Here is a 16,209-nt window from a genome sequence, read left to right as displayed (position 1 = left end):
CGATATGGCCATTCGGGTATTGGTAGTCGATGATTCCCATTTCATCTGCCACAGAATCACCGAAATTCTGGAAGAAGACCAAGAATTCAAAGTAGTGGGCGTGGCCAACGACGGGCGGCAAGCGGTCGATATGGCGGCAGCGCTACAGCCGGATGTTATTACCATGGATGTGGATATGCCGGTGATGGACGGAATTTCCGCCGTCAAGCGCATCATGAGTACTCGGCCGGTGCCGATTCTGATGTTTTCGGCTATGACCCAGGTTGGTGCCAAGGCGACGCTGGATGCGCTTAGCGCCGGCGCCATTGATTTTCTACCCAAGCAATTGGAGGACATCGATGCCAACCGGGAAACCGCCCGCTACCTGTTGCGGTACCGGGTCCGAATGGTCGCGGGACAGGGAGTGAAACTGAATTCTGCTAAAACGATCGGTGAGACCGGCATCAGCAGAGACAGCGGTTTCCTGACCGGGACCCGCACTCCGGTTGCCGGCAAAGATTTTGGGTTGGCGGCCAAACCGACGCCAGCCGGACACGGCAAAGTCGATCTGTTGGCCGTCGCCGCTTCGACCGGAGGGCCGGTGGCTATGCAATATGTGTTGAGTCGGATTCCGGCTGACTGCTCGTTGCCGATCCTGCTGGTGCAGCACATGCCGCCCAACTTCACTAAGAGCTTTGCCGAGCGGCTGAACTCGCTATGCAACATCGAAGTCAGAGAGGCTCAGGACGGCGATATGCTACAACCCGGACTGGCGCTGTTAAGTCCCGGCGCCGCACAAATGCAACTCAAACAAACGCCGGGCTCCCGCCAAATAACCTTGCGGCCCAAACAATCCGGCGAAATCTACAGCCCCAGTGTCGATATCACATTTAGCTCGTTGGCCGATAACTTCAATGGCCGGGTGTTAGCTGTGGTGCTGACCGGCATGGGGGCTGACGGCAAACTCGGCGCGATGAAATTGCGCCAGCACGGTGCGCAGATTTGGGCGCAGGACGAAGCCAGCAGCACGATTTACGGCATGCCGAAAGCGATTGCCGAAGCCGGGCTGGCCGATCATGTTTATTCGCTGGACGAGATTGCGAACCAATTTAACAAATTGCACTGATGGATATTCTTAGCGTTCTGGGGGTTTTGATCGGGTTTGCCGCGATAATCGGCGGCAATCTGATGGGCGGCGGCGAGATCGGTGCCCTGGTCAATTTTCACGCTTTCGTCATCGTGGTGGGCGGGACTTTGGGGGCGACCTTGCTGCAATTTCCGCCCAAGGTGTTTCTGCGCAGCATGCGCATTTTGGCTTGGATTTTTATGCCGCAAAATCTGCAGTTGAAAAAACAGATCGATAAGATCGTGCGTTGGAGCACGCTGGCCAGAAAAGAGGGCTTGCTCGGTTTGGAAGCCGTCATCGATAGCGAAAAAGACACCTTCGCCAAAAAAGGCCTGCAACTTTTGGTAGACGGCAACGAGCCGGAGGTGATTCGCGATTGTTTGGAAGTGGAGTTGACGACCAAGGAGCACTTGGATAACCAGGCCGCACGCGTATTCGAGGCCATGGGCGGCTACGCGCCGACTATCGGCATTATCGGCGCGGTAATCGGCTTGATACACGTGATGCAGAATTTGGCCAAACCCGAGTTATTGGGCAGCGGCATCGCCACCGCATTTGTGGCGACGATATACGGCGTCGGCCTAGCCAATTTGCTGTTCATTCCGATCTCCAATAAGCTGAAAAGTCTGATTTTCGAGGTCTCCCAAGCGCGAGAGATGGTGATCGAGGGGATTTCTTCGATCGCCGAAGGCGAAAATCCGCGCAATATCGAGTTGAAATTGTCCGGGTTTTTGATCGAGAAGTAAGGAATTGGACATGAGCCGGCGCAAACGCGTTAAATCTTCGTTACCGACCGACAACCATGACCGCTGGATGGTGTCGTACGCCGATTTTGTCACCTTGTTGTTTGCGTTTTTCGTCGTGATGTATTCGATTTCGTCGGTCAACAAAGGCAAATACGAGACATTTTCCGAATCGTTGGATCAGGCATTATTTCACAACGATAAAGTGGAGAAGGAAGCGGAGCCGATCCAAATCGGCACCATTCCCACCGCGATCCAGCCGATCGAGCTGCCAAATCTGGCTACCGCAGAAGAGCGCGAACTCAGCGAAGAAATATTGCAGGAAAAGCAGCGGTTGAGCGAGGTTTCCGAACAATTTCAGGGGGCTTTGCAGCCTTACGTCGAGAGCAAACTGGTTGGTATTAAAAAGCACGATTTTTGGGTCGAGCTGGAGATGAATAGCGAATTGCTCTTCGCCAGCGGTAAGGCTGAATTATCGAGTAAAGCCCTTCCGGTGCTGGCCAAGGTGGCGGAAGTGGTCCGCGACGTGCCAAATGTCATAAACGTTGAGGGGTACACCGACAATGTGCCGATTTCCAGCGGAATATATCCGTCTAATTGGGACCTGTCCTCGGCGCGCGCCACCAGTGTCGTTAAGGAGTTGGTGAAAAATAATATCCCGGCCACGCGTTTATCGGCGGTCGGCTATGGAGAATTCCATCCTATTGCCGATAACAAAGATGAAGACGGGCGGTTTAAGAATCGTCGGGTGGTGTTGGTTTTGATGTCGCAAGCCTTTGCCCGTTATGGCATGTCGGACGACGAGCGAGCCAGAGCATTGAATTTGGCGCCGCAGTCGGACTCGTCATCGCCAACGCCCGAGCCCATTACCGAAAGCGCACCGGCGGCACCGGTACCACAATTATGAAGATCTGGTCTGTTTCCAATCAAAAAGGCGGCGTCGGCAAAACGACTACCGTGGTGACGCTGGGAGGCTTGCTATCCTCCTGGGGGTTCCGGACTTTACTGGTGGATTTAGACCCGCACGGCTCCTTGAGCAGTTATTTTGGGATCAACCCCGAAGAAGTTGAGTTGGGCGTTTACAATCTGTTTCTCGATGCCAGCGAAAAGAAGAAGAATGTCGATCCCCAGGTATATGTCGCCAAGACCCGCTTCGACGGTATCGACGTGTTGCCGGCTGCTACTGCGATCGCGACATTGGATCGGCAGGTAGCGGCGATCGGCGGAATGGGCTTGGTCGTTTCGACCGCACTACACAAAATGGACGACCGCTACGATTACGTGATTATCGACAGCCCGCCGATGTTGGGTGTGCTGATGATCAACGCCTTGGCGGCTTGCGACCATTTGGTGATTCCGGTTTTGGCCGAATTTTTGGCGCTTAAAGGTTTGGATCGGATGGTGCATACCATCAAAATGGTGTTTCACTCGCGTAAAACTCCGCCCAAGTTCACCATCGTGCCGACCATGTTCGATAAGCGGACCAAGGCCGCCCGCGATAGCTTGGCTGCGTTGTACCAGCAATATCCGGAAAATGCTTGGCGGTCGGTGATCCCAGTGGACACCAAGGTCAGGGATGCCAGCCAAGCGGGGGCGCCGCTGCCGCTGTTGGATAAAAATGCGCGGGCAGCCGAAGCCTATACCGAATTGTTGGAATTGTTATTGCTTGAGAAAAGTGGAGACAAAACCTTGGCGCCGCGTTCATGAAGCAAAAATCTCCTCCCAGTATCGTCAAACAGCAACTTGCGCTTGACGTATATCTGCAGACCCTACTCGACGACGTACCCGATGCGGACGCAAATTTTGAGCTTGAGGCGCTAGCTAAGCCCACAGAAAAACCGGTAATCGTCGCAACGCCGTCTTCCAAACCACTTGCCGGGGTGACGTTGCCGCAGCCGGTGGTGCGGCCATTGGAAAAAGTGGTTCCGACGCGAAAGGTTCGACCTGGCACCACGCTTGTCGCCACTGAAAATCCGGCTAAACTTCAAGCGTTGTCGGTAATGCCGGATTGGTCGCAGTACGAGTTTCAAGCGTTGTTTTTCAAAGTCGACCAGCTGATATTGGCTACTCCACTGGTTGAATTGGCTCGAACGATCAAAATCGATCGCAGGCCCAGCCAAATTCCCGGCCAGCCTTCCTGGTTCCTGGGGTTGGTCGACGAACACGACAGCCGGATCGGCGTGTTGGATACCAGCCAGTTAATCTTCGGTAAAAGCCGCGCCAGGATGCGAAATTTCGAAGATTCTCCCGCTAGCCGCATCTTGATTACGCAGGACAAGAGATGGGGTTTGATCTGCGACGAAATATTGTCTATCGGTAGAGTCAAGCCGGACGGTGTTCGTTGGCGCACTGCCAGGCAAAAAAAGCCGTGGTTAATCGGTACGGTAATAGACGAACTGACAGCAATTGTCGATGTTAAACAATTGGTGCCACATCGAAAATAATTTAACTGCCTTTGGATGAACAAGATGAGTGAAGATAGAAAACAAGGCGATCCAGTGATGCAATGGGTGACTTTTTGTCTGGGCGATGAAAAGTACGGTATCAATGTGATGCAGGTTCAGGAGGTATTGCGGATTACCGAGATTGCGCCGGTACCGGGTGCTCCTTCCTACGTTCTGGGAATTATCAATTTGCGCGGCAACGTGGTTACCGTGATCGACACCCGCAACCGGTTCGGTTTGCCGTCGAAAGAGACTGACGATGCCTCCCGGGTGGTGATTATCGAAACCGATCGGCATATTATCGGTATCTTGGTGGACAGCGTGGCCGAAGTGGTAGAGATGCGCGCATCGGAAATCGAAACCGCCCCTAACGTCGGTAACGAAGAAAGCTCGAAGTATATTCAAGGCGTGACTAGTCGCGATAACCAACTGTTGATATTGGTGGATTTGAACAAATTCCTCAGCGACGACGAGAAGGCTGAGTTGGATATGTTTTAGTAGGAAGCTACCGGCTGAATAGGGTGGGAGGGCTTTATGACAGAGATCGCGCCGATAACAGCTTATCCGCCGGTAACTGCGCCCTTGAAAGTGGAACGAGAGCCGCGCGACAAGCGTAACCCGGATAAACGGCCGCCGCGCGCAAAGGCAGAGCGCGGCCAAAACGATGCGAACCAAGGTCCCGCCGAGCACATAGACGAAATAGTGTAATGACCGATTACTTAGTTTGGGGTTTGGCGGCAAGCGTGTTGGTTACCTTGGCCGTGTTACTGCGCCTGATCGGTAACCAAAAACGGCTGGAGCAGGAGCTCAAGCTTTTGCAAGAGCGTTTGCAGCGCAGCAACGAGGATCTGGCGGGTTTGTGTTCGGCTGCCGTCGCGGTAGACCGTAGGTTGGCGGCCAACGACAATCGGCTTGACACGATTGCGGATCGAGTGAACAGACCGGCTCCTGCTGCGCCATATCAGCACCATTCCGTCCAGGATGAGCCTGCTTCAGCTCAAGGGTACGAAGATGTCATCCAAAAAATTCGCCGTGGGGCCGAGATAGACGAATTAGTCAGAGACTGCGGTCTGACCCGAGATGAGGCTTTGTTGTTGATGCGCCTGCACGGTGGCAGTAAGCGTTAACGGCTATCGTTTATTTCTTCCAGATGTTGCCTGACGCCGCGTTCGGCAAGAATGACTCGCGGATTGGCAACTCGTTCCAACAGCCGCCGATAATTTTGGTCGTGCTGGCTTCTGTCGTTGTAGGGATGCCAAAGGTGTAGCACCGGCACGGCAAAGCGGCCCTCCTTGCGTTTGCAGCCGAAGTGAATCAAGCGAATCACCAAATCGGAATCTTCATATCCCCACCCTTCGAACTTTTCATCGAAACCGTTAACGGCCAGAAAATCGGATTTCCACAACGCAAGGTTGCAGGTCATGGCTTTTTCCCAACCGTATGGATTGAGGTAACGCCAAGCGTGCAACGGTAGGTTGATCAAGGGTAGCAAGCGGTTTAGTTGCCGTTTGAGCCACAAGCCGATGAAAAAGACCAATGGCTTGATGTGTAACGCCGCGTTGCCGTTCAAGGCATCTTCGGTACCCTGGGCGTTGATGAGCAATCGGTTGCCGGGCACGAAATACCCGGTTTCGGCCAGCAGCCGGTGTCGTGCGATAAAACTCGGAAAGGCGATGCAATCGCCGTCCATAAATATTAGATAGTCGCCGTTGGCATTAGCCGCCGCCTTATTGCGAATGGTGCCGGCGCGGAAGCCCTTGTCTTCATGCCAGATGTGGCGGATCGGTATCGGGCTGGCCTTACCTTCCCGCTCGATTAGCTGGCGGGTGGCTTCGCCAGACCCATCATCCGCGACTAGGACTTCGAAATTTCTATCCAATTGGTCTTGCAGGCTGCGCAAACAAGCAAGCAAAGCAGGAGGCCGGTTGTAGGTGGTGACGATGACGGAAATCAATTGCGGGGCTTGCGACATGGCTTGGTTTATCGCTCGTCAGGCGTCCAATTCATTGTCGCGGTAGCTGCTTTTGCGTAGCGGTAAAAGGTGCCCTCGAAATTGCCCAGTGCCAAGACGAATCCGGCCCAGCCGTCGAGAAAGCCGAGTTTTAAGACGTAAATTCGAAAGAACGCCCATAAGCCGTGCAACAGAGCCGTCGTCATGGTGGGGTGTTTACCCGCACGTTCCAATTTGCGTGCCCCTAGTGTCGAATAGCGCTGCATCTTGTGTATTAGTTGTTCCAGATTCAGAAACGGCACCTGGATGATCGCCGAATTGAAATAGCCAATTTTGCCGTTTACCGTGAAGCCTTCGTGAACTTCGGCATGATCGTCGAAAACCATGGCTTGCTTGCGGAACAACTGCGGTTGCCGATAATCCGGATACCAGCCGCAATGCTCGATCCAGCGGCCCATGAACCAGTTGCGGCGCGGTACATAGTAAGCATCTGCCTCGGGAGCGGATAACAGGCGCTCGATTTCGGTCCTTGCCTCCGGCGTGCAGCGTTCGTCGGCGTCCAAGCTGAACACCCAGTCGTGGCTGCAGGCGGCAATTGCGTCGTTACGCAACTTACCGAAGGTTGTGAACGGGATTTGTTGCACGGTCGCACCCAAGTCGGCGGCTATTGTCGCAGTGCTGTCGGTGCTGTTCGAGTCAAGCACCAGCACTTCGTCCGCCCACAGCACGCTCTGCACCGCGGCGGCGATTTTGTCGGCCTCGTTATAGGCGATGATGTAGACGCTCAGCTTCGAACGAGGCCCGGTTTGAACGTGATTGGCGGATGTTTCTGTCATAACGTGGCCGTAAAAATCTATTGATGGTGCTTTGAGCTAAGGTCTAAGGCTTGGTAGCGAATTTTGGTCAATGCCACGCTATTGCCAGTTAAAGTCGCCGTTGAGCCGAATGCCATGCATGGTCATGCCGAATTGCGCCAGCTCGCTGTCACGCCATTGATTGGCTTGGCGGATACGGGCTATTTTCCCTAATTTCCGTTCCAGCCAGCTTTGCTGCAGTAGACGGTAATTGTAGCGGTTGCCCAAGCCTTGTTTGTCGGATAAGCCCCGTTCCTGCTTCATTGCGGTTTGGGTTACCGACCCGTAATGGTGTAGCCAGGATGCGCCGGTGATCGCACAAGCAATGCCGGCTTTCTCTGCCTCGTGGAAAAACAGCGTATCTTCGTAGCCGAGTAATTTGGGTACCGGTTGAAAATAGCCGATTTCGCGCCAGACCGAATCGTGGATTGCCAAACAGACGGCATGTTTTCCGCTCAGACGCAGCGCATTGACCATTTTTAGCGAGGCATGGCCGGCAAACTCGTCGAAGTCGTAATCCAGCTTGCCTTCCACCAATGCCGGTGAAATGATTTTCAGCCGATTTTGCTCGGCGGTTTCGATCAGGTTTTCCAGCCAATTGGCGCTGACCAGCACATCGTTATTCATCACTATGGTCCATTCCGCCTGTAGCGCCAGGGCGCCCTGGTTCCAGGCCACGCCGCAGCCGAGGTTGGATTTGTTCAGGATCAATCCGCCGAGATCCAGTGTGCTCAGATAATCGCACGTGCCGTCGCTGGACCCGTTATCCACGATCACCAAGCGTTTTAGATCCAAGCCGTGTCTGACCATGCTGTCGATGCATTGGCGTGTATAGTCGATTTGGTTGTAACAGGCGAAAGTGATGGCGTATTTATCGGGTTTCATGCGTTCGAATGATAGGGAGCGGGCAGATGTTAATCGCGCGGGGTTTGGGTTTGGGCCGATATGATTTGCGCCGAAATTCCGGCGATGATCAGGCCGTAAAAGGAACTGGTGTATTTAAAGGTCAGCACTTCGCTGCTGATACTGCATAAAATCAGGCTGCCAACGTACGCCAGGCCTAAGTGGCTGGCAAATTTTGACTTTTCCATGTGTCTGTTTCGCCAGAAAATTGTAAGAGGAACCAAGAATAAACCCAGTACGGAAATCCCGCCCATCACTCCCGAGCGCACTAAATTTGCCAGTAGTTCGTTATGTGGACCGTTATAAAGCATGGTCTCGGTCGCTTCGTTGCTGGCAAACGCTCCTATCCAAGGCGCATGGAGATACGCTTGAAAATTGTGGTCGCCATATCCCTTTAAGGGATTATGTTTGAAGAGCTCCCAGGTTATTTGCCACATCGTCAGTCGCAAGCCGGTTGAGGTTTCGGTGTTGCTGCCGTTGAGCCAGGAGCTCAGTTCGTAAATGCCGCTGAATATTCTGTCGAGAGTATAAGGCTTTAATAAACAAATAACGGCGAACCCGGTAACGGTCAGAAACCCCAGATAACACAGAGTTTTACGCGGTAAATTTTTCCGGTTTAAAACCACCCATAAAACCAGTAAAGGCGGTATCGCAATCCAGCTGCCGCGAGTGCCGGAACCCAGAAGCAGATAAATGCCGGCCAGGGCTCCGGCAATTTGGTACACCAAGAGTTTGAGGCTAAGTTTATCGGCTTGGGTTTCTATGCTGAACAAACAAAAGGCTGTCAAAACCAAGGTATAGGTACCGAATTCGGTGGGGTCTACAGCCGGCGTGGCGAATCTGCCGATCCAGCGTTCCAATACCTCCGGGTGAGAATAAACGACCGGAATCAAAATGAATAATGCGATTGGTGCAGAAAGAGTAACGATTTTGGAAAAGTTAAGTTTTATATGTAAAAAATAGAACAATACCGGAATGCAAAGCAATATCCGGAACGGGCCGTCGTAGGGTTTAAGCGCCCATTCTTGTCTTAATGTTTGGCTGATGAATATTGCCAGCATCGGTAATGTCATAACGACAACGAACGGTAATATCGAGTTTATTTGTTTTTCGCTGTAAGCGCCGTTCCATGCCTTCTTTAAAAAAATAAGCGCAGGGATTAACAATAGGAAAATTGTAATATTGGTCCAGCTTCGGACCGATAAATAAGCAATGATGCTGCTGAAGGTTAATACGATAACCGGCCAATCAAACCAAGATAGCATGGGGTTTTCGATAAACTGGTTGCGAGTTATATCGATTTTTTGCATTGGTTTTTGCATTACGCTGTATATATTATCCAAGACCTGGCCTTTTGTTATTGTTCTGCTGAGTCAGAATTCGGTGAACTTGGTTCGGTGTGGCCCATACTTATAGTATCAAACTCGGTATCCGCAATATCGGGCCGGCTGGAAGGTTATTCTTGTTGTTCTAAAAAATAGTCGGCTATTTGCTTTCGAAAAATATTGGGTTCGCTTTTTAAGTATGCGCGATAGCTGTCGAAGTTGCGGTTATGAGTTGTAAAATCGGCCAATATGTCTGCGGCCAATTTTGAAAATTCCGCCACGAAGCCGGCTTCAGAGCTATCCAATTTATAGCGCCTGGGGATTGGCAGGTCGACATCGTTACCGGCCGATCCTAGGACGCCGGTGATCAGGCAGCAGCCGTGCATAGCCGCTTCCCTCGGCATCCGGTCTCGGCCCGGATGGTGACCGAAGTCGATGTAGAGTTTCGCCGCATACAACTGTTGTGACAATTGCTCGCGGTCAAGTCCTTTGAGTGGGACGAATTGCCATTGCGGATTCGCCGCAATCAATTTATCCGTTACCTTCTTACCTTTATTCGGGTTGTACAGGATGATGTCCCGTTTGGTGCTGGCGTACGCCAGATGGTTATCGTTCAAAAAATCTTCGTTGATGGAGTCGATCAACGGTATCGGTTCGATGCCGCACTGATTGAGATATTCGGTTGCGTGTTGGGTCTGCGAGAAATGGATCATATGCTTCAAGGACTTTGCCCCCCTTAGTGGCCGTCGTCCTTGAAATACGCGTTTTATATAACGCACCTTATCGTGTAGTGGCCAGATATGACGCCGTTCCAGAAAGTTTTCCAGCGACAACCACCAGATTGCCGCTTTGGCATGGCGTACTTTATCGGCTAATTGCGGATAAACCTCCGGAAAAATAATCAGGTTGCCGGCCGCATCTTCGTAATTGGTTACCGGGGCCGTATATCGCAGGTAGGGCTCCGGTGTGCTTGCCGCCTGGTCGAACGGCAAATAAGTAATGTACGCCGGCAAGCCAAGCTGGTTCATGTGATCGACCAACTGGTGTAAAGCTTCAGGTCCGCCGGTCACGGCACCTGCCGGACATACGACTAATATTTTATTGAATCTGGTCACTGTGATTATCTGTCGGGTCGATTGTTACAATCAAACTTTACGCGGTTGTGAATAAAGTTTATCCGATTGGTAAGGTAAATGGATGCCAAACGGCAGCGCCTGGCGTCTTATATGCTCGGGCGGTTTTGCCTCAAAGCCTCGGCAACGGTGTCGATGACTTTATCTGCCGGCAGCCGGTCCAGGCATTCGCTGTGGCTATTCCGGTGGCGGTCGCACCCCTCCAGTTGGCATGGGACGCAGTTGCGCTCGGAGAATCCCTGCAACAAATAAACGTTAGCGATGCGTTTGCTACCAACCTTGGCGAACGGGCTGGTTGGTCCGGCATAGCCATATGGCCACGGTGCCCATTTTTTCGGGTCGGTCGGGCCGTACAACGCGATGGTTTGGGTGCCGGTGGCGGCAGCGAGGTGGGTGATACCGGTATCCGGCCCGATAAACAGCGCTGCTTGCGCGATCAATTCCGCCAACTGAGCCAGGGATAGTTGGCCGGCCATAATGGTTACAGGGAAGGCCAAGTGTTGTTGCAGTTCACGCAAGCTTTCCAATTCGGCCGGTTGTCCGCTACCGGTCAGTACCACTTGGTAGCCTGACCGATTCAAAAATTCCATTAGGCTAAGCCAACCGTCGCGGTGCCACTGCTTGTAGCGCCATTGCGGCATAGTGTGCAGTACGACGTAAGGTTTTGTTGGCGGATGCGCCATTGGCTTTGAGCTGCGCGGCGGGGTTAACCGGTAGCTGGGTTCGATGCTCAACACCCTGCAGAAGCGCAGGTTTTCCAATACGGCATGATCGTAATCGGCGCCGAATACCAGCGACCGGTCCAGCAACAGATTTTTCCACCAAGCTTTACCTGCTTCGTCCGGCACAAAACCGAGCGCCGTCTTGCCCGCGGCACGCGCGATCAAGGTCGGGCGGTCGCCGGCTTGGGTGGAGATCGCCAAATCATAGTTGCGGCGGATGCTGAACAGCAGTTTTACGAATTGGCCCAGGCTAGGTTTGCTCGGCAGTCGGATCAATTGGCGGATATCCGGGTTGCCGTCCAGCATGCCGGCGTTGGCGGCGGGCAGCAATACGTCGATTTCGGCATCCGTATAGGCTTGTTTTAAAGCGCCGATCAGCGGGGTAACCAGTAAAGTGTCGCCCAAGTAACGCAAGGTTATTACTAAAATGCGTTTCGGATGTATATTGAGCGGCTTTTGGTTTGGCATTGAGCGCTGGTTGATCGACATAAGCGCACATTTTAAAGGTAAATATATTGGACACGTTACAAAATTCGCAACGCACGATGACCGATAGTCAGGTTTACCGGCGCTTGCTGAAGTTCGTGCTGCCCTACTGGCGCTTGTTTTTGCTGGTGGCAGTTGGCTTTGCGATTTATGCCGGTACCGAGCCGGCTGTGGTGATGATCATTCAACGCATCATAGACAGCTTCGGTGCTCCGGACCGTTCGAGCATCCAATATTTGCCGCTGGCGTTTGTGGTGCTGTTTCTGGTACGCGGCATCGGCTCTTTTTTGGGGAACTACTATCTAGCAAGGATCTCCGGCAATCTGATTCATAAATTGCGCTGCGAAATCTTCAACCAATATACGCGCTTGTCGGTCCAGTATTTCGATAGCCACAACAGCGGCTATATGATTTCGCGGATCACCAATAACATCGGCGAAGTGACTAGAGCGACGTCCGATTCGATCCGTTCCTTCGTGCGGGAGGGCTTTACCGCGCTGGGATTGCTGGCTTATCTGGCTTATACCAATTGGCAATTGTCGCTGGTGTTCCTGGCGCTGGCGCCGATCGTCGCGGTAATGGTGCGTTACGTCGGCAAGCGCTTGAAGCGTCTGAGCCGCAATATGCAAGATACCGTCGGCGACTTGACCCAAATAACCTCGGAAACCGTGGCCGGCAACCGCATCGTCAAAAGCTTTGTCGGCGAGCCTTACGAGCGGCAGCGCTTTAAAGCCGCGAGTCTGGAAAACCGGGCCCAGCACCGCAAGTTGATGATGACGATTTCGCTGAACAATCCGTTGATGCAATTGGTGATTTCCTTTGCCTTGGCCGGCATGATGTATCTGGCCTTGATCATGATGAAGTCATCCAGCCCTGGTGAGTTTGTTGGTTTCTTTACTGCGGCCTTTTTGTTGCCTAAACCGATCCGCCAATTGAGTGACGCCAATTCCGAAATCCTGCGCGGCATCGCCGCCGCCGAGTCGTTGTTCGAGGTGCTGGACGAGCCGGCGGAGATTGATGAGGGCGATGTAGAGATTGATCGCTGCCAAGGTCGAATCGAATTTCGGAATTTAAGTTTTCGTTATCCCGGCAGCGACACGCCCGCTCTGAATGGCATCGATCTGACCATTGAGCCCGGACAGACCGTGGCCTTGGTGGGTGCTTCCGGCGGCGGTAAAAGCACGTTGATCAATCTGTTGCCGCGTTTTTACGATTATGCGGAAGGCGAAATTCTGATCGACGGCGTCGAACTGAAGCGGTATCGGTTGGACAGCCTGCGTCGGCAAATCGCGCTGGTGACTCAGAACGTCACGTTGTTTAATGCCTCTGTTGCCAACAACATAGCCTATGGCGGTCTGCAGGGTGCTGACCGGCAGAAAGTCGAACAGGCGGCAATCGATGCCTATGCGATGGATTTCATTGCCCGCATGCCGCAGGGCCTGGATACCGAGATCGGCGAGAACGGCGTGAAATTGTCGGGCGGCCAGCGCCAGCGATTGGCACTCGCCCGCGCTTTGTTGAAGGACGCCCCGATTCTGATTCTGGATGAAGCCACCTCTGCGCTGGATACCGAATCGGAACGCTACATTCAAGCGGCATTAAATCGGGTGATGCAAGGCCGGACCACGCTGGTGGTAGCGCACCGTCTGTCGACTATCGAAAATGCCGATGTGATATTGGTGATGGATAAGGGGCGAATCGTCGAACAAGGCTCCCATCGGGATTTGCTGGCTAGGGAGGACGGCGCCTATGCGAAATTGCACAAGATGCAATTTCAGGATGTGACCTCCTCCGGCGCCGCCGAAACCTGAACGGGCATCGGCTGAGCAATCTTGGGCTATTAAAACTGCCGCGAGTTTTTGGAATTACGGAACACCAGCGGCTTTTCGTTGCCGGGCAACGACGCGGCGCGGGCTGAGGCGATTGCTTCGTCTATGCGATGCCGCTCTGGCGATTTGGAGCAAACCGGATCGGTGCTGTACATGTCGCCATTAAACAAATAGGCCTGACAGCGGCAACCGCCGAAATCCTTGTGTTTTTCGTCGCAGCTGCGGCAAGGCTCCTGCATCCATTCGGTACCGCGGAAGAAATTGAAGGTTTTCGATTCGCTCCAGATCTGTTCGATGCTGTAATCCTTGACGTTGGGACACTCCAGGCCCGGCAGCTCGCGAGCAGAATGGCAAGGCAAAGCGGTGCCGTCCGGAGCGATGGTCAAAAAGGTGGTGCCCCAGCCGTTCATGCAGGCTTTCGGACGGTCTTCATAGTAGTCCGGCACCACGTAGTAGATCTTCATTTTGCCGGCGACTTTTTCTTTATAGGCCTGGGCAATTTTCTCGGCTTCCTCGAACTGTTCTCTGGTCGGCAGCAGCGCATCGCGGTTGATGTGGGCCCAGCCGTAGTATTGGGTATTGGCCAGTTCCAGATAATCGGCGCCGAGATTTTCGGCCATTTCCAGAATCTGCGGCATTTGGTGGATGTTTTCGCGGTGAATCACCACGCACAACACCATTGGGTAGCCGTGTTTCTTGATTAAACGTGCGACTTCCTGTTTTTGCTCGTAGGTCGCGGTGCCGGCGATGTGGTCGTTCAGTTCCTGGGTGCTGGCCTGGATGCTGATCTGGATGTGATCGAGGCCGGCCTGTTTCAAATCGACGATTTTTTGCTCGGTCAGGCCGTAGCCGGAAGTGATCAGATTCGAGTAATAACCCAATTCGCGGGCATGGCTTACCAGCTCCACCAGATCTTGCCGGGTTAGCGGTTCGCCGCCGGAAAAACCGAGTTGTACCGCGCCCATTTTTCGAGCTTGACTGAGTACCCGCTTCCAGTCGTCGGTGCTTAGTTCTTCCGGATATTTGGCGTAGTCCAGCGGATTAGAGCAATACGGGCATTGCAGCGGGCATTTGTAGCTCAGTTCCGCCAGCAGCCAGCGCGGCGGGGTAATGTCAGCCTTGTTTGATCCAGCCATTTTGCAGGGCGATGTTCAGAAAGTTGTGGATGTCGTTGCTCAAGCCGCTGGTTTCGAATTTGGCTTCCAGTTCGGCGACGATTTGTGCCGGGTTATTGGTGCCGTCGCACAGCTTGAGGATTTCCGCCGAGCTTTGGTTGAGTTCGACCATGCCTTCCGGGTAAAGAATCACGTATTTTTGCTGGGCTTCTTCCCATTGCAGGCGGTGCAGCGGCGAGAATTGCAGGATTTGGTCGGGGTTGATCGTCATTAGGCTTCGGATTTGGAAAAGGTGATTGCCGGTTTACGCGGCTTCGATGTCTTCAAAAATTTCCGCCATCGGCAAGCGAATGCCCAGGCTGATCAATTCGCAATCGGCTTCGCCGACGTAATCGTGCAACAGCCAGTCGTTGTCGGCGGTGCGGCGGAAGCATTCCACGCGGCGGGCTTCGATGTCGACGATCAGGTATTCTTTTAGCGAGTCCAGCTTGCGGTAGGCGACGAATTTGCCGCCGCGGTCGTAGTCGGCGGTGGAGTCGGACAACACTTCGACGACGAGCGATGGGTTGGAAATATAGTGTTGGTTACCCAAGTCGCCGGGGTGACAGGACACCATCACGTCGGGGTAGAAAAATGCGTCTGCCGCTTCGACCTTCAATTTCAGATCAGCGACGTAAGGCCGACATGGCGTGCCGCGCAAACGTTGTTTTAACGCGGCGAAAATGTTGCCGGCAACGACAACATGATCCTGCCGCGCACCCACCATGGCAAACACCTCGCCGGCGACAAACTCGTGCTTCTCGGCCTGGGTTGCTTCCCAAGCCAGATAATCCTCGGCACTAAAATGAAGTCGCTCGGCGGTTTGCATGTTATTGCTCGATATTGAAATACGGCGGCATGTTGGCGACATAAGCCAGATACATCGCGTCGGCCATGGTCCACAACACGTCGAGTTTGAATTTCAGGATGTCCAGCATGCGTTCCTGCTGCTCGCGGGTTTTGTACCAATCCAGGGTCAACTCCAAACCGTGTTCTACGTCGCGGCGTGCCTCGGTCAATCGTTTACGGAAGTAAGCATAACCCTCCGGTTCGACCCATGGATAGACATCTGGCCAGTTATCCAAGCGCTGTTGGTGAATTTTCGGTGCGAAAAGTTCCGTCAATGACGAACTGGCGGCTTCGTGCCATTCGGCGCGGCGGGCAAAATTGACGTAGGCGTCTACGGCGAAACGCACACCGGGCAACACGTGTTTCAACGAAGTAATCTCTTCGCGGGTCAGGCCGACCGCGATACCTAGTTGTATCCAGGCCTCAATGCCGCCGGTGTCGCCGGGATGGCCGTCGTGGTCGAGTATGCGCTGCACCCATTTGGCGCGCGTCTCGCGGTCCGGGCAATTGGCCATGATGTTGGCGTCCTTGATCGGAATCATGACTTGGTAATAAAAGCGGTTGGCGACCCAGCCTTGCAATTGTTGCTTGGTCAGCTTGCCTTCGTTCATTAGCACATGCATCGGATGATGAATGTGGTAGTACTTTTCCATGCCGCGCAATTTGGCTTCGAATTCTTCGCGGCTCCAGGGTTGATTATCAGCAGTCATG

Annotated in this window: 18 protein-coding genes; 8 read left to right on the top strand and 10 right to left on the bottom strand. The window is 53.4% G+C overall.

Going from position 1 to position 16,209, the window contains the following annotated elements; genetic code table 11:
- Positions 1–4: 4 nt before the first annotated feature.
- The 7 genes from PL263_RS12015 to PL263_RS11985 all read left to right on the top strand — a co-directional run bounded on the left by PL263_RS12015 (position 5) and on the right by PL263_RS11985 (position 5,419).
- A complete protein-coding gene (locus PL263_RS12015; RefSeq protein WP_140913628.1) occupies positions 5–1,105 on the top strand; it encodes a chemotaxis response regulator protein-glutamate methylesterase in 1,101 nt (366 codons plus the stop codon).
- Positions 1,105–1,851 (top strand): flagellar motor protein, encoded by a 747-nt coding sequence (locus PL263_RS12010; protein ID WP_140913629.1) that lies wholly within the window; start codon positions 1,105–1,107, stop codon positions 1,849–1,851. The genes PL263_RS12015 and PL263_RS12010 overlap by 1 nt, the downstream gene beginning before the upstream one ends.
- Before the next feature lie 10 nt (positions 1,852–1,861).
- Positions 1,862–2,755: a flagellar motor protein MotD gene (motD, locus tag PL263_RS12005; protein WP_140913630.1), complete on the top strand. Its 894-nt coding sequence runs from the start codon at positions 1,862–1,864 to the stop codon at positions 2,753–2,755.
- Positions 2,752–3,555 carry a ParA family protein gene (locus PL263_RS12000; protein ID WP_140913631.1) on the top strand — a complete coding sequence of 268 codons (804 nt, stop codon included), beginning with the start codon at positions 2,752–2,754 and terminating at the stop codon, positions 3,553–3,555. The genes motD and PL263_RS12000 overlap by 4 nt, the downstream gene beginning before the upstream one ends.
- Positions 3,552–4,292 carry a chemotaxis protein CheW gene (locus PL263_RS11995; protein WP_278209601.1) on the top strand — a complete coding sequence of 247 codons (741 nt, stop codon included), beginning with the start codon at positions 3,552–3,554 and terminating at the stop codon, positions 4,290–4,292. Before PL263_RS12000 ends, PL263_RS11995 begins: the two co-directional genes overlap by 4 nt.
- A 24-nt stretch (positions 4,293–4,316) precedes the next feature.
- Positions 4,317–4,790 (top strand): chemotaxis protein CheW, encoded by a 474-nt coding sequence (locus PL263_RS11990; protein WP_054760137.1) that lies wholly within the window; start codon positions 4,317–4,319, stop codon positions 4,788–4,790.
- A gap of 209 nt (positions 4,791–4,999) precedes the next feature.
- Complete coding sequence (locus PL263_RS11985; protein WP_140913634.1) at positions 5,000–5,419, top strand: DUF2802 domain-containing protein; 420 nt, start codon at positions 5,000–5,002, stop codon at positions 5,417–5,419.
- On the opposite strand, the gene PL263_RS11980 is transcribed toward PL263_RS11985, so the two are convergent.
- From PL263_RS11980 to PL263_RS11955, 6 genes are all read right to left on the bottom strand, one after another.
- Complete coding sequence (locus tag PL263_RS11980) at positions 5,416–6,264, bottom strand: glycosyltransferase family 2 protein (protein ID WP_278209600.1); 849 nt, start codon at positions 6,262–6,264, stop codon at positions 5,416–5,418. The genes PL263_RS11985 and PL263_RS11980 overlap by 4 nt on opposite strands.
- Positions 6,265–6,272: 8 nt before the next feature.
- Positions 6,273–7,079 carry a glycosyltransferase family 2 protein gene (locus PL263_RS11975; protein WP_278209599.1) on the bottom strand — a complete coding sequence of 269 codons (807 nt, stop codon included), beginning with the start codon at positions 7,077–7,079 and terminating at the stop codon, positions 6,273–6,275.
- 78 nt (positions 7,080–7,157) lie between these two features.
- Positions 7,158–7,982 (bottom strand): glycosyltransferase, encoded by an 825-nt coding sequence (locus PL263_RS11970; protein ID WP_278209598.1) that lies wholly within the window; start codon positions 7,980–7,982, stop codon positions 7,158–7,160.
- A 29-nt stretch (positions 7,983–8,011) separates the two neighbouring features.
- On the bottom strand, positions 8,012–9,310 hold the full coding sequence (locus PL263_RS11965; protein ID WP_278209597.1) for an O-antigen ligase family protein: 1,299 nt from the start codon (positions 9,308–9,310) through the stop codon (positions 8,012–8,014).
- A gap of 146 nt (positions 9,311–9,456) precedes the next feature.
- Positions 9,457–10,395, bottom strand: a complete 939-nt coding sequence (locus tag PL263_RS11960; protein WP_278209596.1) for a hypothetical protein — start codon at positions 10,393–10,395, stop codon at positions 9,457–9,459.
- A 152-nt stretch (positions 10,396–10,547) separates the two neighbouring features.
- Complete coding sequence (locus tag PL263_RS11955; protein WP_278209595.1) at positions 10,548–11,648, bottom strand: glycosyltransferase family 9 protein; 1,101 nt, start codon at positions 11,646–11,648, stop codon at positions 10,548–10,550.
- Between the two features lie 77 nt (positions 11,649–11,725).
- Between PL263_RS11955 and msbA the strand changes: the two genes are divergently transcribed.
- Positions 11,726–13,477 (top strand): lipid A export permease/ATP-binding protein MsbA, encoded by a 1,752-nt coding sequence (gene msbA / locus PL263_RS11950; RefSeq protein WP_278212872.1) that lies wholly within the window; start codon positions 11,726–11,728, stop codon positions 13,475–13,477.
- Positions 13,478–13,506: 29 nt separating this feature from the next.
- On the opposite strand, the gene pqqE is transcribed toward msbA, so the two are convergent.
- The 4 genes from pqqE to pqqC are packed head-to-tail and all read right to left on the bottom strand — an operon-like array spanning position 13,507 to position 16,208.
- Positions 13,507–14,631: a pyrroloquinoline quinone biosynthesis protein PqqE gene (gene pqqE, locus PL263_RS11945; RefSeq protein WP_278209594.1), complete on the bottom strand. Its 1,125-nt coding sequence runs from the start codon at positions 14,629–14,631 to the stop codon at positions 13,507–13,509.
- On the bottom strand, positions 14,609–14,881 hold the full coding sequence (gene pqqD / locus PL263_RS11940) for a pyrroloquinoline quinone biosynthesis peptide chaperone PqqD (protein WP_278209593.1): 273 nt from the start codon (positions 14,879–14,881) through the stop codon (positions 14,609–14,611). Before pqqD ends, pqqE begins: the two co-directional genes overlap by 23 nt.
- A gap of 33 nt (positions 14,882–14,914) precedes the next feature.
- Positions 14,915–15,478, bottom strand: a complete 564-nt coding sequence (locus PL263_RS11935; protein WP_278209592.1) for a Uma2 family endonuclease — start codon at positions 15,476–15,478, stop codon at positions 14,915–14,917.
- Between the two features lies 1 nt (position 15,479).
- The gene (pqqC, locus tag PL263_RS11930; protein WP_278209591.1) at positions 15,480–16,208 is read right to left on the bottom strand and encodes a pyrroloquinoline-quinone synthase PqqC; all 729 of its coding nucleotides are present in this window, start codon (positions 16,206–16,208) and stop codon (positions 15,480–15,482) included.
- Between the last annotated feature and the right edge of the window lies 1 nt (position 16,209).

The organism is Methylomonas sp. EFPC3, assembly GCF_029643245.1.
In the GTDB taxonomy this organism is placed as follows: Bacteria; Pseudomonadota; Gammaproteobacteria; order Methylococcales; family Methylomonadaceae; genus Methylomonas; species Methylomonas koyamae_B.
This window is presented reverse-complemented; position numbering and strand designations above follow the sequence as displayed.